The following is a 22,175-nucleotide window of genomic DNA, read 5'->3' as shown; positions in this document are numbered from 1 at the left end:
TCATGATGGCCGGCGGGGGCGGGCGGAACTGGCGACTGGTCCGGGCGGACACCGATGCGGTGCCCTCCTCGGTGCGCCGGTTCATGGCCCGTGCCCGCCAGCGCCGGCTGCGGGCCGCATTGCCCTGGGCGGTCGGCCTCGGCGTGGTCGCGGTCTTCGGCGGGCTGCTCTACATGGTGCTCGCGACGCCGGTGCTGGGCGTGCGCGACGTGCAGGTGGTGGGCGCCGACGTGCTGACCCCGCTGCAGGTGCGGGAGGCGGCGGCGGTGCAGATGCGCGAGCCGCTGGCACGGGTCGACCTCGACGCGGTGCGGATCCGGGTGCAAAATCTGGCGCCGGTCGACCACGCCGTGGTGTCCCGCAGCTGGCCGGGCACGGTCGTGGTGCAGGTGGTCGAGCGCACGCCGGTGGCCGCGGTGCCGGACGGCAAGAAGTTCACCCTGATCGACGGCGAGGGCGTGCCCTATCGTTCGGTCGTCCGCAAGCCGGCCGGGCTGCCGATCGCCGACCTGGCCAAGCCGGGCCCGGCGGACGTGAACACCAAGGCGCTGCTGACCGTGCTCGGATCGTTCACCGAGGACCTGCGCGAGCAGGTGTTGCGCATCTCGGTGCCGGCGCCGGCCCGGATCGAACTGCTGCTGCGCAAGGACCGCAAGGTGATCTGGGGTGACGACTCGGCCAGTGAGACCAAGGCCAAGGTGTCCACCGCTCTGCTGCGCCGGGACGGCCAGATCATCGACGTCAGCGCGCCGGCCGTGGTGACGATTCGATAGTTGGACAAAGCGCACAAACGGCGCTTTTTGGTTGAGGTTACGGCCAAGTCGGATACTCGCCACCTAAGCGCGTCCCGACACGCCGCCGGGGTGTTTGGTTTGTCGTGGGACGGCTGCTTACGTAGCGACCAGAGGTTCGATGGTTGACATAAGACTAAGCCTCTAGTAGAGGGTGAGGGTTTCCTCGCCCTCCCTTGTACGGCTGCGGCTGTCGAAGTGTGGTTCTGGCCGGAACCGCAGGGGCCCTCGACAGCCGCCAACCCTGGAAGGGAAGGCTGAGCCCGATGACACCTCCACATAACTACCTTGCCGTGATCAAGGTCGTCGGCATCGGTGGCGGCGGGGTGAACGCCGTCAACCGGATGATCGAGGTCGGGCTCAAGGGCGTCGAGTTCATCGCGATCAACACCGATGCGCAGGCCCTGCTGATGAGCGACGCCGACGTGAAGCTCGACGTGGGCCGCGAGCTGACCCGGGGCCTCGGCGCCGGCGCGCAGCCCGAGGTCGGCAAGAACGCCGCCGAGGACCACCGCGACGAGATCGAAGAGGTGCTCAAGGGCGCCGACATGGTCTTCGTGACGTGCGGCGAGGGCGGCGGCACGGGCACCGGCGGTGCGCCGGTGGTCGCGAACATCGCCCGCAAGCTCGGCGCGCTCACCATCGGCGTGGTCACCCGGCCGTTCTCGTTCGAGGGCAAGCGCCGCCAGGTGCAGGCCGAGTCCGGCATCGACGAGCTGCGCAACCAGTGCGACACCCTGATCGTGATCCCGAACGACCGGCTGCTCGCGCTCGGCGACCGCGGGATCAGCATGATGGACGCATTCCGGCAGGCCGACCAGGTGCTGCTCTCCGGCGTGCAGGGCATCACCGACCTGATCACCACGCCGGGCCTGATCAACCTGGACTTCGCCGACGTGAAGAGCGTGATGTCCGGCGCGGGCAGCGCTCTGATGGGCATCGGCAGCGCCCGCGGCGACAACCGCGCGGTCGAGGCGGCGGAGAAGGCGATCTCCAGCCCGCTGCTCGAGCAGAGCATGGACGGCGCGCGCGGTGTGCTGCTCTCCATCGCCGGCGGTTCCGACCTCGGCCTGTTCGAGATCAACGACGCGGCGCAGCTGGTCACCGACGCGGCCCACCCGGACGCGAACATCATCTTCGGCGCGGTCATCGACGACGCGCTCGGCGACGAGGTGCGGGTGACGGTGATCGCGGCGGGCTTCGACGGGGGCACGCCTTCGTACAAGCCGGCCGAGACTCCCCGCAAGGTGGTGCAGCAGCAGAGCTCGCCGCCGGCCGTGGCGCCGACCTCGCCGGTGCCGGTGTCCAGCTCGCCGGCCACCAGCACGCCGCCACCGCGGCGGGTGCTCTTCGACGACGTCGACGTGCCGGACTTCCTCAAGAACGGCTCGTGACCGACCGGCGCGCGCAACTCGCCGCCAACCTGGACCAGGTCCGGGGGCGGATTGCGCGCGCCTGTCAGGCAGCCGGCCGGGCGCCGGACGAGGTCACCCTGGTGGCGATCACCAAGACCTATCCGGCGAGCGACGTCGTGCTGCTCGCCGAGCTCGGCGCCACCGAGGTCGGCGAGAACAAGGACCAAGAGGCAAAGGCCAAGGCTTCTTCGGTACGCGCTGCCGGCGCCGTCGTGCGCTGGCATTTCGTCGGGCAGCTGCAGCGCAACAAGGCCCGCTCGGTGGCTCGTTATGCCGACCTGGTCGAGTCGGTCGACTCGGTGCGACTGGCCGAGGCGCTGGATCGGGCCGCCCAGGATCTGCGGGACACCCCGCTCGACGTGCTGGTCCAGGTCAGCCTGGACGGCGATCCCGCTCGCGGCGGCGCCTCCTTGCAGGGCGAGCTGTTGCCCACCGTGGAGGCGGTGGCGTCGGCTTCGGGCCTGCGGCTGGACGGGGTGATGGCGGTGGCGCCGGCCGGGGAGGACCCGGCGCGGGCGTTCGAACGGCTCGCCGGGATCGCGCAGCGGGTGGCGGCCGAGCATCCGGGTGCGACCACGGTGTCCGCGGGGATGAGCGGAGACCTGGAGGCGGCCATCGCGCACGGGGCGACACACGTGCGGATCGGGACTTCTTTACTCGGGATGCGAAACCTGCTGCGGTAGCCTTGCGGCGGGCAGCAAACTACATAGGTGTTGTTTACGCGTGACGCGTGGTGCTGCCGCCGTCACGCCCGGACAGCGCAGCGCACGTCTGCGTCAGGCGCGTGCAAGGGGGGTTGCGGCCCGCATGGGGGTGTGGGTCGCACATCGGAAGGTCGAGGTGGGGGCAATGAACGGTCGGTTCGGCGCCATACGGGACGAGGTGACAGCATGAGTGCTCTGCGCAAGGCGGGGGTGTGGCTCGGTCTCGTCGAGGAGGACGACGAGCGGGCGTACGACGACCGTGGCTACCGCGACCGTGAGCCCGGCGGATACCGCGAGCGTGGCCGCGACCGGGACAACGGTTACGCCTACGCCGACGAGTTCGCCGACGAGGACGAGGACGTCGAGGAGGCGCCGGCGCTGCCGCGGGCCCGGACCTCGGAGCGGGTCCGGCTCAGCGAGCGCAACGCCGCCCGCGCCACCGACCGGGACGAGGATGAGCGTCCCGAGCGGCCGGAACGTGCCAGTGTCCGTTCCATCACGCGGTCGACCACCTCGAGCGACAACTCCAGCGCGCTCAGTTACGCCACGCGGGACAATCTCGCGCTCGCGCCGCAGTCTCAGGTGCACCAGCGCCCGGCCGAGGAGGACCAGCGTTACCAGATCACCACGCTGCACCCGACCACGTACCGCGAGGCGCGGACCATCGGGGAGCACTTCCGCGACGGTGTTCCGGTGATCATCAACCTCACCGAGATGGACGAGGGCGACGCGCGCCGGCTGGTTGACTTCGCCGCCGGCCTGGCGTTTGGCCTGCGGGGTACGATCGAGCGCGTGACCAACCGGGTTTTCCTGCTCTCACCGGCGAATGTCCAGGTCACCGCGGAGGACAAGGCCAAGATCGCTGAGGGCGGCTTCTTCAACCAGAGTTGACCCTAACGAGGGATCCGCCCACCGTGCTGTCGATCGTTTTCCAGGTGCTCTACCTGTTGGTCTACGTCTTCTTTCTGACTCTTCTGGCGCGCTTCGTCCTGGGCGCGGTGCTGCAATACGGGCGCCGCTGGCAGCCCGGGCGGGGCGCGTCAGCGGCAATGGAGTCGGTGTGGAGCGTCACTGATCCGCCGCTTAAGGCGTTGAGGCGTGTGATCCCACCGCTTCGAATTGGTAACGTGAGCTTGGACCTGGCGTCCCTGGTCCTGCTGGTTATCCTGTTCGTGCTTTTGAACTTCGTGTTAGCGCGCCTCATCATGACCTTCAGCGTCTGATGGGCTGCGCCCCACGCGGCCGCAACTGACCCGAGGAGTTTCGATGCCGCTGACCCCGGCCGACGTGCACAACGTCGCCTTCAAGAAGCCCCCGATCGGCAAGCGGGGGTACGACGAGGAGGAGGTCGACGCCTTCCTGGACGAGGTTGAGCGCGAACTCGCCCGTCTGATCGAGGAGAACAACGAGCTGCGCGCCCAGGTGGAGCGCGGCGGCCGGGGTGGCGCACCAGCCGTCTCGGGCGCCGACCCGCGTCTGGCGGCGGAGCTCAACGACATGAAGGCCCAGCTCGACCGGGTCCAGCGGGACAAGTCCGCGGCCGAGCAGGCCGCCCGCCAGATGCAGGCCGAGCTCGAGCAGGTCCGTGCCCAGGGCCCGGTCGGCGCCGGTTCCACCTCTTCCGGCGGCGGCGATGGCGAGCAGCAGGCGCTGCGCGTCCTCATGATGGCTCAGCGCACGGCCGACGACCACGTGTCCGACGCCCGGCGTGAGGCCGACAAGCTTCTCTCCGACGCCCGCTCCAAGGCGGAGGAGGTCACCCGCGAGGCACGCGCCAAGGCGGACGCGCTCGAGCGGGACGCTCGCCAGCGGCACCAGGAGGCCATGGGCGGCCTGGACGCCAAGCGGTCGGCGCTGCAGAAGCACATCGAGGAGCTCAAGCAGTTCGAGCGGGAGTACCGGACGCGCCTGAAGGCGTATCTGGAAAGCCAGCTGCGCGACCTCGACGGCCGCGGACAGGGCTTGGAGGCCGAGATGACCCGGGCGGATGCCGGCCGGGCGGTCGGTGGTTCCGGTGGTCTGGCCGCTGCGGGCCTCGCCGGGTCCTATGGCGGCAGCCGCGCCAACTCCATCGAATCGGGCCGCTGACGCTCGTCGTCGGCGGCTGCACCTCGACGAGGATGAGCCATGATCGTTGTCACTCTCCTGCTCATCCTCGTCGCGGTGACGCTGCTCGTCCTGGGCCTCGTCGCGGGGTCGAGCACCATGCTGATCATCTCGATCGTGGCCAGCCTGCTGGCCGCGGTCGCGCTGGTCATCGGCGCACGCCAGGCCGCCACCAAACGCCGAGCCACGGCGCCCGGCGGCGTGCCCGCGTCACCTGAGGACGACCCCTTCCTGGCCGACAGCCAGTCGCCGGCCGAGTTCGCGACCGCGGGCGCCCGCCGCGCCGCGGGCCCCCGCACCGCCGGCACCCACACGGCACAGGGCGCACGAGCCGCCGAGAGCGCCCTGCGCGGCGCCGCGGTCGACGACTACCCGCCGCCGCCCCCGCCCGGCACCGCACCGGTCTCACCCGCCGACCCCTTCGCCCCCGCTGACCCGTCCTCCCCGGCCGCCCCCACGGCTCCCGGTTCGCCGGCAGCCGCCGGCGCCGCGGACGACTTCGCACCGCCGGTCAAGCCCGGCCCCGGCCGCAGGGACGACTTCGCTCCGCCGCCCCCCGCCGGTTCCGCGCGCGACGACTTCGCGCCGCCCGCGGGTGGACCCACGCACGGTGACGATTTCGCGCCGCCGCCGGCAGCCGGGTCCGAGCGCGACGACTTCGCGCCGCCGGCGGCCGGTTCCATGCACGGAGGCGGTTTCGCCCCGTCTACCGGGGCGGGGTCTTCGCGCGAGGACGATTTCGCGCCGCGGTCCGGTGGTGGGTCTGTGCGTGAGGATGATTTCGCGCCGCGGTCCGGTGGTGGGTCTGTGCGTGAGGATGATTTCGCGCCGCGGTCCGGTGGTGGGTCTGTGCGTGAGGATGACTTTGCGCCGCGGTCCGGTGGTGGGTCTGTGCGTGAGGACGATTTCGCGCCGCCACCCGGGACTGGATCCGTGCGTGGGGATGATTTCGGGCTTTCGCCCGGGGCCCGGTCCGCGCGCGGGGACGACTTTCCGCCGCCGCCTGGTGTGGCAGACGACGACTACGACGAGGACCTGGACGCTGACGAGCGCGAGGACGCCCGTGGCAGCTATGCGCGGAGGGCGCCCGCCGGGGCGGCCACCCAAGGCGAAGTAAATTCCGATTTCTCCGGGTCTGACCCGATCTTGGACCGAGACGCGAAGATGTTCGGCCCCGAGGGCGACGACCGCGCGGCCCCCGACTACGACCGCGCCTCGTCGGTGATCGGCGCGGCCCGTTCGGAGAGCCAGGACGAGTCGTGGCGCCGCGGACCGGCCGCCGAAGAGCCGGAGGGTCAGTTCGGCTTCTTCGACAGCACCCGCGGCCCCGACGGCCCTCTTCTGCTGGACGACGACGATGACCCCCGCGTCACGGCCCCTCCCGCCGCGCCCCCACCGGCCGACGATTTCGCCGAGCCCGACGAGGACGACCCGGACGATGAGCCCTACCCCCAGGCGGTCCGCCCCGGCGACGCTGTCCAGGTGGCCCGCATGGACGCCGAGGTCTTCGTGGTAGACGGCCGCCCGCGCTACCACATGGGTGACTGCCAGCACCTGGCCGGCCGCCTGACCGAGCCCCTCCCAGTCAGCGAAGCGGTAGAGCTGGGCTTCAACCCGTGCGGCCTGTGCCGCCCGGTAGACCGCCTGGTAGCCAACGCCCCTCACCGCTGACCAGCCACCCCACCGCTGCCACGGCGTGCCGGGCTGCGGGTTATATCCGAGGAACCACCTCAGGCAGCAACAACCTTGCCCGGCTGGCACGTCATGAGTCGGACTTCCCCTGCCTCGCGTCACGCCGTCTCGCGTCGTGCCGCGCCGTCTCGCGTCGTGCCGCGCCGTCTCGCGTCGTGCCGCGCCGTCTCGCGTCGTGCCGCGCCGTCTCGCGCCGCTTCGCGTCGTGCCGCGCCGTCTCGCGCTGCCTTGCGCCGCGTGGCGTCCCGCTTCGCCCTGCCTCGCGCCGCCCGCTTCGCCCTGCCTCGCGCGCCGCCCGCTTCGCGCTGCCTCGCGCCGCGCGGCGTCCCGTCTCGCGTCATGCGGTCCGTCTCGCGCTGCCTCGCGTCGCGCGCCGTCCCCCTTCGCGTTTCGTCTTCGGACCTCGCCTCCGCGTGCGTTTCTCTTGCGCCTGTCGACGCTCCGTTTGCCCTTTCCGCCTGCTTCTTTCTCGCGCCCAACGTCTGGGCGTCGGCGTGGCGCTGGGTGATCGTGGGTGGTGGCGGACCGTTGGGCTGGGACTTTCTGGTTGTTACTCAGGGTTGCGGCGTGGACCCGGTGCGCTGTGTCGATCGAAGATCGGGACAATGGGGCGTGGGCAATCGGCGGGCTTCCGGGCGTGGTGCCGGATCAGGGGGTCCCGAGTCACGGGGTGCCGGGTCGGCGGGCGCCTCGCAGGTTGCCGGAGCCGGTGGGGCCTCTGAGGTCTCCGTGGCGGTGCGGGTCAAGCCCGGGGCCGGGCGGACCGCCGTCGGGGGCTGTTATGACGGGCCGCACGGGGCCGCGCTGGTCGTTGCCGTCGGGGCGCCTGCGGTGGACGGCAAGGCCACCGAGGCGGTGCGTCGGACGCTTGCCGCCGCGTTGGGGCTTCGGCCCGCGGCCGTGACGCTCAAGGTCGGCGCGACCAGTCGGGACAAGGTTTTCACCGTTGCCGCGCCGGCCGAGGGGATCGGGCCGCGGGTGGAGTTGCTGCGCGACGGTGGCGGGTGAGCGGCAATCTCGACCAGGCCCTGCTGATCGCGGCGGCGGTGCTGCTGGTCGCGGTGGCGGCGGTGCGGCTGTCCACGCGGCTCGGGCTGCCCAGTCTGCTGGTCTATCTGCTGATCGGGATGGTCATCGGGGAGTCCGGACTCGGCATCCGGTTCGATGATGCCGAGCTCACCCGTACCCTCGGGTTTTGCGCTCTGATCATGATCATCGCCGAGGGTGGGCTGACCGCTCGCTGGACCACCCTCAAGCCGGTCCTGGGGTTGTCGGCGGTGCTTGCCACCGTCGGGGTCGCGGTGAGCATCGCGGTGGTCGGCGTGGCCGTGCATCTGATCCTGGATCTCGACTGGCGGCTGTCGCTGCTCTATGGCGCGGTGCTGTCGTCTACGGACGCGGCCGCGGTGTTCGCGACGTTGCGCCGGCTGCCGCTGCCCTCGCGGCTGGTCGCCACGCTCGAGGCGGAGTCCGGCATGAACGACGCTCCCGTCGTGCTGCTGGTGGTGCTGCTGTCGGCGACCGGGGCGTTCGCGCACCCGTGGTGGTACGAGCTGATCGTGGTGGCCTACGAGCTGGCCGCCGGCGGGGCACTCGGCTGGATGGTCGCGATGATCGGGCGCTGGCTGCTCCGGAACGCCGCGCTGCCGTCCGCCGGGCTCTATCCGATCGCGGCCGTCGGGCTGATGTTCCTGGCCTACGCGGCGGGAGCGGTCGCGCACGCCAGCGGGTTCCTCGCGGTCTACGTGGCCGGCGTGGTGCTCGGCAACGCGCGCCGGCTGCCGCATCGCCGGGCCATCCTCGGGTTCGCCGACGGGCTCGCCTGGCTGGCCCAGATCGGGCTGTTCGTGCTGCTCGGGCTGCTGGTCTCGCCCGGCGAACTGGACGAGGCGCTGATCCCGGCGCTGGTGGTCGGCCTGGCCCTGGTCTTCCTCGCCCGGCCGCTGTCCGTGGTGATCTGCGTGGTGCTGGCCCGGCCGTTCCGGCGGCAGGGCTCGCGGCAGAGCAGACAGGGCACCCAGCGCGCGGGCAGCCGGCGCTGGGTGCCGCTGCGCCGGCCGCGGCTCGCGGAGAACAGGATCGGCTGGCGGGGAAGTGCCTTCCTGTCCTGGGCCGGGCTGCGCGGCGCGGTCCCGATCGTGCTCGCCACCATCCCGCTGTCGGCCGGCACCACCGGCGCGGCCGGACTCTTCAACGCCGTGTTCGTGCTGGTCATCATCTTCACCCTGCTGCAGGCCGGCACGCTCGCGCCGGCCGCCCGGGTGCTCGGCGTGACCGCACCGGGGGAGGCCGCCGAACTGCACGTGGAGACCGCCCCGCTGGAGAAGATGAACGCCGACCTGCTGCAGATCGACGTGCCGGAGGGATCGCGGCTGGCCGGTGTGCACATCGACGAGCTGCGGCTGCCGGTGGGCGCGGCGATCACGCTGGTGGTGCGGGACGGTGCGGGGTTCGTACCGGCGCCGGACACCCGGCTGCGCTCCGGCGATGCCCTGCTCATCGTGGCCACCGCGGCCGCCCGGGACGTGGCCGAGCGGCGGCTGCGGGCGGTCAGCCGGCGCGGTCGCCTGGCCCGCTGGTTCGGGGAGTTGGGCGACGAGCCGCGCGCCTGAGAATCAGCTGGGATTTTCACGAATATGAAATGGGGCGAACCGGACAAGGTCGGGTTTCTGACCCGACGTCCGGGCGTTTCGCCCCGGTTGGCGAGCCGGGGTCCGGTGCGCCGTGTTGTCGCTGCTCTTCACGTTCCGTATCGTAGCCAGCCTCCGGTGTGCGCGACCCCTGGTCGCCGCGCCGTTTGTGCACGTAGGGGGCAATAGCAATGCCGACCGCCGCGCCCCGCGCGGCCCGAGGGAGCGACCATGGCCAAGGCAACCGAGACAAGGTCGGCCTCGTCCGCCAAGACCGCCACCACCAAGCGGGCGCGCAGCGCGGCGGAGACCAAGAAGATCGCGACGGCGCTCGAGGCGCGTCGCGGCGAGCTCCAGACGGAGTACGACCAGACGCTCACCGAGATCACTGAGCTGCAGCGCGACCGCCTGACCGACTCGGCCGGCGACGACACCGCGGACACCGGCACCAAGACCTTCGAGCGTGAGCAGGAGATCTCCCTCGCCAACAATCTGCTCGAGCGGATCAATCAGGTGGAGCGCGCCATCGACCGGCTCGGCGAGGGCAACTACGGTTGGTGCGAAAAGTGCGGCAACGCCATCCCGGTCGAGCGGCTGGCGGCGTTCCCGTCCGCGACCCTGTGCGTGTCCTGCAAGCAGCTGGAGGAACGACGCTGAACGCCGATGAGGCCACGGTGACCGAGCCGCCGGCAGCAAAGCCGCGCGCCGCGAGCCGGGCGATCCTCGTGCTCGGAATCGTCGCGGTGCTCGCCGTGACCCTCGACCAGGTGGTCAAGCACCTGTCGACGGAAAACCTCACCGACGGCGAGCCGGTCCGCGCCCTGGGCGGACTGATCTATCTGTCGTTGCTGCGCAACAGCGGGGCGGCGTTCAGTCTGGGCAGCGACTACACCTGGGTCTTCCCGCTGGTCACGATCGCCGTGGTGACCTGGATCGGGTTCCTGGCCATGCGGCTGCGGTCGGTGCCCTGGGCGCTGGCCCTCGGCCTGGTGCTCGGCGGCGCGTTCGGCAACCTGACCGACCGGCTGTTCCGGGCCCCGGGCTTCCTGCACGGCCACGTGGTCGACATGTTCAGCCTGTTCGGCCCGTACGGTGAATATTTCGCCGTCTTCAACATCGCGGACAGCTGCCTGAGCGTTGGGGTGGTGCTGGCCGTCCTGCTGGAGCTGACCGGGCGCCAGCGCGACGGCACCCGCCTCCCCGGAAAGAAAAAGTGACCACCAGATCCCTCCCCGTCCCGGACGGCCTCGACGGCATGCGCCTCGATCAGGCCGTCTCCCGGCTCTTCGGCCTCTCCCGCACCGCCGCCGCCACCCTGGTGGAGGCCGGCGACGCGATGGTCGACGGCGTGCCGCGTCCCAAGTCCGACAAGGTCGCCGCCGGCTCCTGGCTCGAGGTGACATTGCCCGCCCCGGTCGCCGCGCCGGTGGTCAAGGCCGAGCCGGTGCCCGGTCTCAAGATCGTCTACAGCGACGACGACATCGTGGTGGTGGACAAGCCGGTCGGCGTGGCCGCCCACCCGAGCCCCGGCTGGACCGGCCCGACCGTGATCGGCGGGTTGGCCGCGATGGGCCAGACCGTCGCCACCAGCGGCGCGGCCGAGCGGCAGGGCGTCGTGCACCGCCTCGACGTGGGCACCACCGGACTCATGGTGGTGGCCAAGAGCGAGACGGCATATTCGCTGCTCAAGCGCGCGTTCAAGGAGCGCGAGGTGGACAAGCGCTACCACGCCGTGGTGCAGGGCCACCTCGACCCGCTGCGCGGCACCATCGACGCGCCGATCGACCGGCACCCGACCGCGGACTACCGCTATGCGGTGATGTCCGGCGGCAAGCCCAGCGTCACGCACTACGACACGCTCGAGGCGTTCCGTTCGGCCAGCCTGATCGACGTCAAGCTGGAGACCGGCCGCACCCATCAGATCCGGGTGCACTTCTCGGCCATGCGGCACCCCTGCGTCGGCGATCTGACCTATGGCGCCGACCCGACGCTGGCCACTCGCCTGCGCCTCAACCGGCAGTGGTTGCACGCACGCGAGCTGGGCTTCCGGCACCCGCGCAGTCACGAAGAGGTGCGATTCGTCAGCGACTACCCGGAAGATCTGGAGCACGCGCTCACCGTGCTCCGCGACGGAGACTGAGCACGCGCCTCGGCCAGGTTCCGGTCGCCGCTGCGGTTGCCCCGCTCACCTTGTCGCCGCTACCCTCGTCGCTCGGGGCCAATGTGACATCTCCCTCACCAATCGATCTCGGCGTCCCCCGCGACGGGATCCGGCCCTTCTCTGCCGGCATCGGAGGAAAGTCCTGCCGAACCCGACGCACCTGCCTCGACGTCCCGGTCCGGCGTGCCGACCGCGGCGCCTAGAGCATCCCGGGCCTCATCCGGGCGTTAGAACCCTCGTCGGCGGCGTTGCCGGCGTGCTGCCACGGATGCGCGGTCCGGCCATCGGGGAGTGGCCTCGAGAGGGTCGGGATCCGTAGCCTGTGGCGTGGCGCGACACGCCCGATGGCCCAGGCAAGATCGAGAAAGCGCAGGGAGGACGAGCCGTGGACGGGACCGAGACCGGCTGGGGCCGGCCTGCGGACTCAGGGCCGCGCTGGCGCGCGCTGCTGGACCGCGCCCGGCACGGGTCTCGCAGCGGCGAGGAGGCCGAGGAGGCCGCGCCGCGGGAGCCGTCCACCCCGCCCGACCCGGCCGCCGTGGAGCCGTTGCCGACCCGCCCGCTGGATCGCCGTTCGTGGCTGCCCGAGACGTCCCGCCCGGCCGAGCCCGCGCCCGAGCCGCGCTCGGCCAACCCGCTCGACCGCCGCCCGGTGAACCCGCTGGATCGCCGGCCGGTGTCCCGGCCGCCGGCCAACCCGCTGGATCAACGCCCGCCGGTCAACCCGCTGGACCCGCGCCGGCAGTCGCGTCTCGCCGAGGGTTTCCACGGCCGCGCCGAGGCCGAGCAGCCGCACAGCTACTTCAATCCGGCCCCCGCGCCGCCGCCCCAGCCCGGCCCGCCGCCGCAGGCCTTCCGCGCGGCGGCGTCGGTCGGGTCGGCCGCGGTGCTGCCGCCGGCCCGCCCGGCGCCCGCCCCCGCATCGCCGGCCCCGGCCCGGATCGAGTGGCGGCAGGCCCGTCCCGAGCAGGACTCCGACCGCGCGGTCGCGCTGATGCGCCGCAAGCTGGGCACGCCCCGGGTGCTGGCGTTCGCCAACCCCAAGGGCGGCGTGCACAAGACCACCGCCACCGTGCTGGCCGCGGCCACCATCGGCAGCGTCCGCGGCCGCGGCGTGCTGGCGTGGGACGACAACGAGCTGCGCGGCACCCTCGGGCTGCGAGCGGGCAGTGCCCGGCACGCCCGCACGATCCGGCACCTGCTCGCCGACCTGCTGCAGATCGAGCACATGCACGGCGACGCGCTGCTGCAGGAGCTGGACGGTTATCTGCGGCACGCCGCCGACGGGTCCTACGACGTGCTGGCCGGCGAGGAGAACCCGCGCTTCGCCCAGCGACTCGACCAGCACACCGTGCGCCGGGTGATGGACCTGCTGCGCCGCACCCACGACGTGATCTGCGTGGACACCGGCAACAACGTGGAGAGCGTCAACTGGCAGACCGTGATGGGCGCGGCGGACCAGCTGGTGATCACCACCGTGCCGCGTGAGGACGCCGCCTTCACCGCGGACTGGATGCTCGACCTGCTCAACGACACGGGACAGGAGGATCTGGTCAAGAACGCGGTGACGTTGATCTCCTGCCCGTCGCCGGGGGAGCTGCCGCTGCTGGCCGATCTGACGAAGCATTTCGCGACGCGTACCCGGGCCGTGGCCGTTGTCCCTTATGACCCGTCCCTCGAGGTCGGGTCGTCGATCGAGTACTCGGATCTCCTGCCCGAGACCCGCGCGGCGTGGCTCAAGGCGACGTCGATGATGATCGAGCCATTCGCCGAATAAGGCTTCGTGTCGCCCCGTGTGTCGCCCGTGGGGCCGGACTAGGCTCGGGCACGCTTGAAACGGTCGGCAGGGAGAGGGGGCCCGGGTGTCTGACTCGTTCGTGCACCTACACGTGCACACCGAGTACTCGATGCTCGACGGCGCCGCGAGACTCAAGGAGCTGACCGCCGAGGCCGCCCGCATGGGCATGCCGGCGGTGGCGATCACCGACCACGGCAACATGCACGGGGCCTACGACTTCTATCAGCAGGCCACCGGCGCCGGGCTGACCCCGGTGATCGGCGTCGAGGCCTATGTGGCGCCCGAGTCGCGGCTGCACAAGGCGCGGGTCAAGTGGGGCCGGCCCGAGCAGAAATCGGACGACATCTCCGGCAACGGCGCGATCACCCACATGACCATGTGGGCGCGCAACGCGCAGGGCCTGCGCAACCTGTTCCGGCTGAACTCGCGCGGGTCGATGGAGGGCCACTACGTGAAGTGGCCGCGGATGGACATGGAGATCATCGGCGAGCACGCCGAGGGCATCATGGCCACCACCGGCTGCCCGTCCGGCGCGGTGCAGACCCGGCTGCGGCTGGGCCAGTTCGACGAGGCGATCAAGGTCGCCGGGCAATACCAGGACATCTTCGGCAAGGACCACTTCTATCTCGAGCTGATGGACCACGGGCTGGAGATCGAGCGCCGGGTCCGCGACGGCCTGCTCGAGATCGGCCGCAAGCTGGGCATCCCGCCGCTGGTCACGAATGACTCGCACTACACGTTCGAAGAGCAGTCGGTGGCCCACGACGTGCTGCTGTGCGTGCAGACCGGCAGCAACGTCGCCGACCCCAACAGGTTCCGCTTCGACGGCAACGGTTACTTCGTGAAGTCGGCCGACCAGATGCGCTCGGTGGACGCCTCCGAGGCGTGGCTGGAGGGCTGCCGCAACACGTTGCTGGTGGCGGAAAAGGTCGACACCACCGGCATGTTCACCTTCCAGAACCTGATGCCCCGGTTCCCGATCCCGGAGGGTTACACCGAAGAGGCCTATTTCCGGCACGTCGCCTTCGAAGGGCTCGCCCGGCGGTTCCCGGACGGCATCCCGGAAACGCACGTCAAGCAGGCGGAATACGAGCTCGGCATCATCATCCAGATGGGCTTCCCGTCCTACTTCCTGGTCGTCGCCGACTTCATCCAGTGGTCGAAGAACAACGGCATCTCGGTCGGCCCCGGGCGCGGATCGGCGGCCGGCTCGCTGGTGGCCTATGCGATGGGCATCACCGACCTGGACCCGCTGCTGCACGGGCTGATCTTCGAGCGGTTCCTCAACCCCGAGCGCATCTCGATGCCCGACGTCGACATCGACTTCGACGAGCGCCGGCGCGGCGAGGTGATCCGTTACGTCACCGACAAGTGGGGCGAGGACCGGGTCGCGCAGATCGCCACGTTCGGCACGATCAAGGCGAAGGCCGCGATCAAGGACTCGGCCCGGGTGCTGGGCTACCCGTTCGCGGTCGGCGACCGGATCACCAAGGCGCTGCCGCCCGACGTGATGGGCAAGGGCATCCCGCTGTCCGGCATCTTCGACCGCGAGCACAAGCGCTACAACGAGGCCGGCGAGATCCGCACGATGTACGAGCAGGATCCCGACGTCAAGAAGGTGATCGACACCGCCCGCGGGATCGAGGGCCTGATCCGGCAGACCGGCGTGCACGCGGCCGGCGTGATCATGTCGGCCGAGCCGATCATCGACCACATCCCGCTGATGCGCCGGGCCGCCGACGGCGTGATCATCACGCAGTTCGACTACCCGACCTGCGAGACGCTCGGCCTGCTCAAGATGGACTTCCTGGGTCTGCGAAACCTGACGATCCTGGACGACGCGGTCAAGAACATCAAGCTCAACCACGGCATGGAGCTCGACCTGCTGGACCTGCCGCTGGACGACCAGCCGGCCTACGACCTGCTGGCCCGCGGCGACACCCTGGGCGTGTTCCAGCTCGACGGCGGGCCGATGCGGTCCCTGCTGCGGCTGATGAAGCCGGACAACTTCGAGGACATCTCCGCCGTCCTGGCGCTCTACCGTCCCGGGCCGATGGGCGTCGAGTCGCACACCAACTACGCGCTGCGCAAGAACAAGCTCCAGGAGATCACCCCGATCCACCCCGAGCTGGAGGAGCCGCTGCGGGAGATCCTGGAGCCGACCTACGGCCTGATCGTCTATCAGGAGCAGGTGCAGCGCGCCGCGCAGATCCTCGCCGGTTACAGCCTCGGCCAGGCCGACCTGCTGCGCCGGGCGATGGGCAAGAAGAAGAAGGAGATCCTGGACAAGGAGTTCGGCCCGTTCCGCGACGGATGCCGCCAGCACGGCTACTCCGACCAGGCGATCCAGGCGGTGTGGGACGTGCTCGTCCCGTTCGCGGGATACGCGTTCAACAAGGCGCACTCCGCGGCCTATGGGCTGGTGTCCTATTGGACCGCCTACCTGAAGGCGCACTACCCGGCGGAATACATGGGCGGGTTGCTGACCAGCGTCGGCGACGACAAGGACAAGATGGCGATGTACCTGGCCGAGTGCCGGCGCATGGGCATCCAGGTCCTCCCGCCGGACGTCAACGAGTCCGCCGGGCCGTTCACCCCGGTGGGCAAGGACATCCGGTTCGGCCTGGCCGCGGTGCGAAACGTGGGGCACAACGTGGTCGACGCGATCGCCCGGTGCCGCGAGGAAAAGGGCCGGTACGCGGACTTCTACGACTTCCTGTCCAAGGTGGACGCCGTCGCCTGCAACAAGAAGACGATCGAATCGCTGATCAAGGCGGGCGCGTTCGACTCCCTGGGCCACTCCCGCAAGGGGCTGCTCGCGGTGCACGCCGAGGCGATCGACGCGTACGCGGATGTGAAGCGCAACGAGGCGGCCGGGCAGTTCGACCTGTTCGCCGCGTTCGGCGACGCGGACGGCGGCGGTTCGGCCACGGTCGCGATGCCGCCGATCACCGACAGCGAGTGGGACAAGCGCGACAAGCTGGCGTTCGAGCGCGAGATGCTCGGCCTCTACGTCTCCGATCACCCGCTGGCCGGGCTCGAGGCGGTGCTGGCCAACTCGGCGGACACCACGATCGCCGCGCTCAACGAGGAGGGCACGGTCCCGGACGGCCAGATCGTCACGCTGGCCGGCATCCTCACCGGGGTGCAGCGCCGGATCACCAAGCAGGGCCGGGCCTGGGCGTCGGCCACGCTGGAGGACCTGGCCGGTGGCGTCGAGACGCTGTTCTTCCCGAACACGTACGAGGTGATCGGGCAGTACATCGCCGAGGACGCGATCGTGATCGTCAAGGGCCGGGTGGACCGCCGCGACGACACCCCGCGGATCATGGCGATGGACATGTCCATGCCCGACGTCTCGCACAACCCGGACAGCAAGCCGATCACCCTGACCATGCCGATCACCCGGTGCACGCCGCCGCTGGTCAGCGAGCTCAAGGAGATCCTGGTCAGCCACCCGGGCGACGCGGAGGTGCACGTCCACCTGCTGAACGGCAGCCGGACCACGGTGATGCGGCTGGGCGGTTTCAAGGTGGCGCCCACCCCGGCGTTGCGCGCCGACCTGAAGATGATCCTCGGCCCGTCCGCCGTGGCCTGAGACGTGCTGGCAGGATTCGAAGGGTGAACCCGGACCTCGACGCGCCCTACTCCTGGGTCGAGCCCCCGCCGCCGCCCGGCCGCCCGATCGGCCGTGAGCTGGGCGTGGCCGGCCTGCTGGTGGTGGTGCTGGCGGTGATCGGCGCCCCGCTGGGGCTGCTGTGGCACTTCCTCGCCCCGACCGTGCCGGTGATCAACGCGGGCGACGGCCGGGTGGTGGTCAACGACACCTCGCCGGAGGAGTTCATCGCGGCGGACAGCTGGTTCACCATCCTGTGCTTCGTGTTCGGCCTGGTGGCGGCCATCGTGGTGTGGCTGGTGCTGCGCCGGCACCGCGGGCCGTGGCTGCTCGCCGGCGTGGTGCTCGGCACCCTGGCCGCGCCGGTGGTGGCGTGGCAGGCCGGGCGGCTGATCGGGCTGGGCGCCTACCAGGATTGGCGGTCCGCGTCGTCGGTGGGCCAGACCTATGACGCGCCGCCGGACCTGAGTGCCTATGCCACGCTGCTGGTCGCGGCGTTCGCCGCGGCCATCGTGCTGACCCTGATGGCCGGCTGGTCCAACGACCCCGACCTGGACGCGCCCGGCGCCAAACCCGGCTACGGCAACGATCTGGCGAACCAGCCGCCGCTCAGTTCGGGCTGGCCGGCCGAGCCAGATCCGACAGCGGCACCGGCACCGCCCGGACCCGGGCCAGCAGCCCCGCCTCACGGTTGAGCAGCTTGAGCTCGGTGCGCAGCCGGGTCGGGGTGTCCGGCGCGGCCAGCAGCTGCTGACGCTCGTCGGTGGTGAGCTGCGCGGTGGCCGCGATCAGGTGGGAGAGCACGGTCGGGTCGTCCGGCACCTGGTCGAGCACCTCGGAGTCGGGGCGCAGCAGGTCGAGATAGGTGCGGAAGGCGGCCAGCACCCGCGGCGCCAGCAGGTCGGCGATCGGGTTGGGCTCCTCGTCCTCGGGCATCCACTCGACCTCGGCGGTCAGATAGGGCTCCGTGCCCTTGGCCACCGCGAGCACCCGGAACCGCCGCCGGCCCACCGTCACGATGTCGTAGCGACCGTCCGGCAGCTCGGTGACCTGGCGCAACTCGGCGGTGCACCCCACGTCGTAGACCTGGTCGGCGGTGACCGGGGTGTCGTCCACCGGCGGGCCGCTCTCGCCCTCGACCGCGGTCTGCACCTCGGACCCGTGCCGCAGGGTCATCACGCCGAACTCGTGCGGCCCGTCCTCCGGGCTGTCGACCAGCTCACGCACCAGAGATCGGTAACGCTCCTCGAAAATGTGCAGGGGGAGGACCAGCCCGGGAAAAAGCACCGTGCTCAACGGGAAGACCGGGAGAATCGTGCCCACCCAGCGAGCGTATCGGCATGGTTGCTGTCCGCGCGCGCCCCGGGCGGCGCGAGCATGCCGCCTTTCGGGCAATCCGACCATCCCGGTGGCTGGAATCAGCGCGCGTTCCTGTCAGACCGGCGGCCTAGAATCGGGCACGTGCTGAATCGGATCGACTTGCGCGGCTCCGCTGCCGACCCGCGCGACCTGCTGCCCCGTGCCTCCCTCGACGTCTCCGTCGCGGTCGAGCGCATCCGCCCGGTCGTCGAGGCGGTCCGCGAGCATGGGTTCTCCGCGATCCGCGAGGCCACCCAGCGCTTCGACCAGATCGACCTGCCCCGCCTCCGGGTCGCTCCCGCCGCCATCGCCGCTGCCGCGGAAGACCTCGATCCTGAGGTACGCGATGCGCTCCTGGAATCCATCTCCCGGGCCCGCAAGGTGCACCGTGATCAACGTCGCACCGATGTGACGACCCAGGTGGTCCCGGGCGGCCGGGTGACCGAGCGATTCGTCCCGGTGTCCCGCGTCGGGCTCTATGTGCCGGGCGGCCTCGCGGTCTACCCGTCGACAGTGGTGATGAACGTGGTGCCCGCTCAGGAGGCCGGCGTCGAGTCGCTGGTCGTGACCAGCCCGCCGCAGGTGGAAAACGGGGGTCTGCCGGACGCCCGGGTGCTGGCCGCGTGCGCGCTGCTCGGCGTCGACGAGGTCTATGCGGTCGGCGGCGCCCAGGCGATCGCGATGCTGGGTTACGGGTCGGACGGCGCCGACGAGGCCGACCGCTGCGCGCCGGTCGACGTGATCACCGGGCCGGGCAACATCTGGGTCACCGCGGCCAAGCGGCTGCTGCAGGGCCGGGTCGGCATCGACGCCGAGGCCGGCCCGACCGAGATTGCCATCCTGGCCGACGGGAGCGCCAACCCGGTGCACCTCGCGGCCGACCTGATCAGCCAGGCCGAGCACGACCCGATGGCCGCGTCGGTGCTGGTCACCGACACCGAGCCGCTGATCGCCGCGGTCGAGGCCGAGCTGGCCCGCCAGGTGCCGGCCACCAAGCACGAGGCCCGGGTGCGCGAGGCGCTGACCGGCCCGCAGTCCGGCGTGGTGCTGGTCGACGACCTCGAGCACGGGCTGCGCGTGGTGGATGCCTATGCGGCCGAGCACCTCGAGATCCAGAGCCGCGACGCCGCCGAGCTGGCGATGCGGGTGCGCAACGCCGGCGCCATCTTCGTCGGCGCTTGGTCGCCGGTGTCGCTCGGCGACTATGCGGCCGGGTCCAACCACGTGCTGCCGACCGGCGGCTGCGCGCGGCACTCCGGCGGGCTGTCGGTGCAGTCGTTCCTGCGCGGCATCCACGTCGTGGAATACGACGAGCGGGCGCTGCGCGAGGCGGCGCCGCACGTCGTCGCGCTGGCCAACGCGGAGGACCTGCCGGCGCACGGGCAGGCCGTGCAGGCGAGGTTTCCGTCGTGACCGAGTCATCGGACCGGCTTGGCCGGGCCGCCAGTGCAACCCCGGATGATCTGCCGATCCGCGACGACCTCCGGGGCAAGTCTCCCTATGGCGCGCCGCAGCTCGACGTGGCCGTGCGGCTGAACACGAACGAGAACTCCTATGCGGTGCCGGAGCCGGTGGTGGACGCCATCGCCAAGGCGCTGCAGGCCGAGCTGCGTGACCTGAACCGATACCCGGACCGCGACGCGGTCGCGCTGCGGGGTGACCTGGCGGGCTATCTCGGGCACGGGTTGAGCACCGAGCAGGTGTGGGCGGCGAACGGGTCCAACGAGGTGCAGCAGCAGTTGCTGCAGGCGTTCGGCGGGCCGGGCCGGACGGCATTGGGGTTCGGGCCCTCGTACTCGATGCACCCTCTGCTCGCGGCCGGCACCGGCACGCGCTGGATCGGGGCGCTCCGCGACCCGTCCTTCGGCCTGACCCCGTCCTCCGCCCTTGATCAAATTGCCGAGCACGACCCCGATGTCGTCTTCTTGTGCTCACCGAACAACCCGACCGGCACCGCACTCGACCCCGCAGTGGTCGACGCGGTGCTGTCCGGCACGACCGGCATGGTGGTCGTCGACGAGGCCTATGCGGAGTTCGCCCGGCCGGGCACCCCGACGGCGCTGGCGCTGCTGCCGTCGCACAAGCGGCTGGTGGTCACGCGCACGATGAGCAAGGCGTTCGGCTTCGCGGGCGGCCGGCTCGGTTATCTGGCGGCGCACCCCGAGGTGGTCGACGCGGTCCAGCTGGTCCGGCTGCCCTACCACCTGTCCTCGCTCACCCAGGCCGCGGCGCGGGCCGCGCTGGCCCACCGCGACGCGTTGCTGGTGACCGTCGACGCGATCAAGGAACAGCGCGACCGCATCGTCGCCACGCTGCGCGAGCGTGGCCTGCGGGTGGCCGACAGCGACGCGAACTTCGTGCTGTTCGAGGTGGGTGGAGACCAGCGCATCGCCTGGCAGCACATGCTGGACAATGGTGTCCTGGTGCGTGACGTGGGCCTGCCCGGCTGGCTCCGGGTCACCGCCGGCACGCCGTCCGAGACCGACGCCTTCCTGGGGGCACTTCCGTGAGTCGCACAGCGCGCATCGAGCGCGTCACCAACGAGACCAAGGTGCTGATCGAGATCGACCTCGACGGCACCGGCAAGGGTGACCTGTCGACCGGGGTGGGCTTCTACGACCACATGCTCAACCAGCTCGCCAAGCACGGCGGCTTCGACCTGACCGTGCGCACCGAGGGCGACCTGGAGATCGACGCGCACCACACCATGGAGGACACGGCGCTGGCGCTGGGCGAGGCCTTCGCGCGGGCGCTCGGCGACAAGGCCGGCATCCGGCGGTACGGGTCGGCCACCATCCCGATGGACGAGGTGCTGTGCCGGGCCGCCGTGGATCTCTCCGGCCGGCCCTATGTGGTGCACGACGAGCCGGAGCTGGCGCCGTACATCGGCCCGGTCTACGCGACCAGCATGACTCGGCACATCTTCGAGTCGTTCGGACTGGCCGCCAAGCTCACCCTGCACGTCAGCGTGCTGCGGGCGGCCCGCGACGGTGGCAAGGCAGACGCTCACCACGTGGTCGAGGCGCAGTTCAAGGCGTTCTCCCGGGCGCTGCGCGAGGCCGTCGAGATCGACCCGCGCAACGCCGGCGCGCTGCCCTCCACCAAGGGCGTGCTCTGATGGCGATCGCGTTGTTCGCGCTGGCCGGCATCCTCGTCGGCGGCACGGTCTCGCTGGCCAGACAGGGCGCGACGAAGTTCAGCATCGGCCTGGTCGCGGTGCTGGCGTTGCTCGCCACGGCCGGCGGCGTGGCCTGGCTGCTGCCGGGGGACAGCTGATGGCCGCCTCGGTGGTGGTGCTCGACTACGGCTCGGGCAACCTGCGGTCGGCCGAGCGGGCCGTCGCCCGCACCGGCGCCGACGTCACGGTCACCTCCTCGCTCGAGGCGGCGGCCGCGGCGGACGGGCTGGTGGTGCCCGGCGTGGGGGCCTATGCGGCGTGCATGGCCGGCATCGACGAGCTGGGCGCCGGGCCGATGATCGCCGAGCGGGTGGCGGCCGGTCGGCCGGTGCTGGGCATCTGCGTCGGCATGCAGATCCTCTTCGACTCGGGCATCGAGCACGGCGTGGAGACCAAGGGCCTCGGGCTGCTGCCCGGGGCGGTCACCCGGCTCACCGCCCGGCGCATCCCGCACATGGGCTGGAACACGGTGACCGTTTCGTCCGGTTCGCGACTCCTCGCCGGCGCCGGGCCGGAGGACAGGTTCTACTTCGTCCATTCCTACGCCGCCTCCGATCTGCCCGCCCTGGCGGAGGCCGGAGCCCTGGTAACCACGGCCGCCCACGACGAGCCGTTCGTGGCGGCCGTCGAGCTCGGGTCGCTGTCCGCGGCGCAGTTCCACCCGGAGAAGTCCGGCGACGCGGGCTTCGCGCTGCTGCGCAACTGGGTCACCGGGCTCTGAGCGA

Annotated in this window: 21 protein-coding genes; 20 read left to right on the top strand and 1 reads right to left on the bottom strand. The window is 71.2% G+C overall.

What is annotated here, in order from left to right:
- Positions 1-5 precede the first annotated feature (5 nt).
- The 15 genes from ACZ6TI_RS21105 (at position 6) to ACZ6TI_RS21035 (ending at position 17,608) form a co-directional block, all read left to right on the top strand.
- The gene (locus ACZ6TI_RS21105) at positions 6-773 is read left to right on the top strand and encodes a cell division protein FtsQ/DivIB (RefSeq protein WP_465347121.1); all 768 of its coding nucleotides are present in this window, start codon (positions 6-8) and stop codon (positions 771-773) included.
- A gap of 284 nt (positions 774-1,057) precedes the next feature.
- Positions 1,058-2,185, top strand: a complete 1,128-nt coding sequence (ftsZ, locus tag ACZ6TI_RS21100; protein WP_465346794.1) for a cell division protein FtsZ — start codon at positions 1,058-1,060, stop codon at positions 2,183-2,185.
- The gene (locus tag ACZ6TI_RS21095) at positions 2,182-2,889 is read left to right on the top strand and encodes a YggS family pyridoxal phosphate-dependent enzyme (protein ID WP_465346793.1); all 708 of its coding nucleotides are present in this window, start codon (positions 2,182-2,184) and stop codon (positions 2,887-2,889) included. Before ftsZ ends, ACZ6TI_RS21095 begins: the two co-directional genes overlap by 4 nt.
- 207 nt (positions 2,890-3,096) lie before the next feature.
- Positions 3,097-3,801: a cell division protein SepF gene (locus ACZ6TI_RS21090; RefSeq protein ID WP_465346792.1), complete on the top strand. Its 705-nt coding sequence runs from the start codon at positions 3,097-3,099 to the stop codon at positions 3,799-3,801.
- 23 nt (positions 3,802-3,824) lie between these two features.
- Entirely contained in the window at positions 3,825-4,133 is a 309-nt protein-coding gene (locus ACZ6TI_RS21085) for a YggT family protein (protein ID WP_465346791.1), read from the top strand.
- A gap of 43 nt (positions 4,134-4,176) precedes the next feature.
- Positions 4,177-4,998 (top strand): DivIVA domain-containing protein, encoded by an 822-nt coding sequence (locus ACZ6TI_RS21080; RefSeq protein ID WP_465346790.1) that lies wholly within the window; start codon positions 4,177-4,179, stop codon positions 4,996-4,998.
- A gap of 39 nt (positions 4,999-5,037) precedes the next feature.
- On the top strand, positions 5,038-6,687 hold the full coding sequence (locus ACZ6TI_RS21075) for a phage holin family protein (RefSeq protein WP_465346789.1): 1,650 nt from the start codon (positions 5,038-5,040) through the stop codon (positions 6,685-6,687).
- 750 nt (positions 6,688-7,437) lie between these two features.
- Entirely contained in the window at positions 7,438-7,716 is a 279-nt protein-coding gene (locus ACZ6TI_RS21070) for a DUF167 domain-containing protein (RefSeq protein WP_465346788.1), read from the top strand.
- On the top strand, positions 7,713-9,320 hold the full coding sequence (locus tag ACZ6TI_RS21065; protein WP_465346787.1) for a potassium/proton antiporter: 1,608 nt from the start codon (positions 7,713-7,715) through the stop codon (positions 9,318-9,320). The genes ACZ6TI_RS21070 and ACZ6TI_RS21065 overlap by 4 nt, the downstream gene beginning before the upstream one ends.
- Positions 9,321-9,569: 249 nt before the next feature.
- Positions 9,570-9,995 carry a TraR/DksA family transcriptional regulator gene (locus tag ACZ6TI_RS21060; protein ID WP_465346786.1) on the top strand — a complete coding sequence of 142 codons (426 nt, stop codon included), beginning with the start codon at positions 9,570-9,572 and terminating at the stop codon, positions 9,993-9,995.
- A complete protein-coding gene (lspA, locus tag ACZ6TI_RS21055) occupies positions 9,968-10,555 on the top strand; it encodes a signal peptidase II (protein ID WP_465347120.1) in 588 nt (195 codons plus the stop codon). Before ACZ6TI_RS21060 ends, lspA begins: the two co-directional genes overlap by 28 nt.
- 38 nt (positions 10,556-10,593) lie before the next feature.
- The gene (locus ACZ6TI_RS21050; RefSeq protein ID WP_465347119.1) at positions 10,594-11,478 is read left to right on the top strand and encodes an RluA family pseudouridine synthase; all 885 of its coding nucleotides are present in this window, start codon (positions 10,594-10,596) and stop codon (positions 11,476-11,478) included.
- 406 nt (positions 11,479-11,884) lie between these two features.
- Positions 11,885-13,276 (top strand): MinD/ParA family ATP-binding protein, encoded by a 1,392-nt coding sequence (locus ACZ6TI_RS21045; protein ID WP_465346785.1) that lies wholly within the window; start codon positions 11,885-11,887, stop codon positions 13,274-13,276.
- A gap of 85 nt (positions 13,277-13,361) precedes the next feature.
- Entirely contained in the window at positions 13,362-16,895 is a 3,534-nt protein-coding gene (dnaE, locus tag ACZ6TI_RS21040; protein ID WP_465346784.1) for a DNA polymerase III subunit alpha, read from the top strand.
- A 23-nt stretch (positions 16,896-16,918) separates the two neighbouring features.
- Positions 16,919-17,608 (top strand): DUF2567 domain-containing protein, encoded by a 690-nt coding sequence (locus ACZ6TI_RS21035; RefSeq protein ID WP_465346783.1) that lies wholly within the window; start codon positions 16,919-16,921, stop codon positions 17,606-17,608.
- Here the strand turns inward: ACZ6TI_RS21035 and ACZ6TI_RS21030 are convergent.
- The gene (locus ACZ6TI_RS21030; protein ID WP_465346782.1) at positions 17,523-18,236 is read right to left on the bottom strand and encodes an LON peptidase substrate-binding domain-containing protein; all 714 of its coding nucleotides are present in this window, start codon (positions 18,234-18,236) and stop codon (positions 17,523-17,525) included. The two genes, ACZ6TI_RS21035 and ACZ6TI_RS21030, sit on opposite strands and share 86 nt — an antisense overlap.
- A 138-nt stretch (positions 18,237-18,374) precedes the next feature.
- Here ACZ6TI_RS21030 and hisD point away from each other — a divergent pair, with 138 nt between their 5' ends.
- Genes hisD through hisH form a run of 5 tightly spaced genes read left to right on the top strand, consistent with a single transcriptional unit; the run spans position 18,375 to position 22,171 of the window.
- A complete protein-coding gene (hisD, locus tag ACZ6TI_RS21025; protein ID WP_465346781.1) occupies positions 18,375-19,685 on the top strand; it encodes a histidinol dehydrogenase in 1,311 nt (436 codons plus the stop codon).
- Positions 19,682-20,782, top strand: coding sequence for a histidinol-phosphate transaminase (locus ACZ6TI_RS21020; RefSeq protein WP_465346780.1), 1,101 nt, complete (start codon positions 19,682-19,684; stop codon positions 20,780-20,782). The genes hisD and ACZ6TI_RS21020 overlap by 4 nt, the downstream gene beginning before the upstream one ends.
- Positions 20,779-21,390, top strand: a complete 612-nt coding sequence (gene hisB, locus ACZ6TI_RS21015; protein WP_465346779.1) for an imidazoleglycerol-phosphate dehydratase HisB — start codon at positions 20,779-20,781, stop codon at positions 21,388-21,390. The genes ACZ6TI_RS21020 and hisB overlap by 4 nt, the downstream gene beginning before the upstream one ends.
- Positions 21,390-21,548 carry a hypothetical protein gene (locus ACZ6TI_RS21010; protein ID WP_465346778.1) on the top strand — a complete coding sequence of 53 codons (159 nt, stop codon included), beginning with the start codon at positions 21,390-21,392 and terminating at the stop codon, positions 21,546-21,548. The genes hisB and ACZ6TI_RS21010 overlap by 1 nt, the downstream gene beginning before the upstream one ends.
- Complete coding sequence (gene hisH, locus ACZ6TI_RS21005) at positions 21,548-22,171, top strand: imidazole glycerol phosphate synthase subunit HisH (protein WP_465346777.1); 624 nt, start codon at positions 21,548-21,550, stop codon at positions 22,169-22,171. Before ACZ6TI_RS21010 ends, hisH begins: the two co-directional genes overlap by 1 nt.
- Positions 22,172-22,175: the final 4 nt, after the last annotated feature.

The sequence above is a fragment of the Actinoplanes sp. NPDC051388 genome, assembly GCF_055586225.1.
Note: the sequence above shows the minus strand (reverse complement) of the source record. Positions and strands in the feature narration are given on the sequence as shown.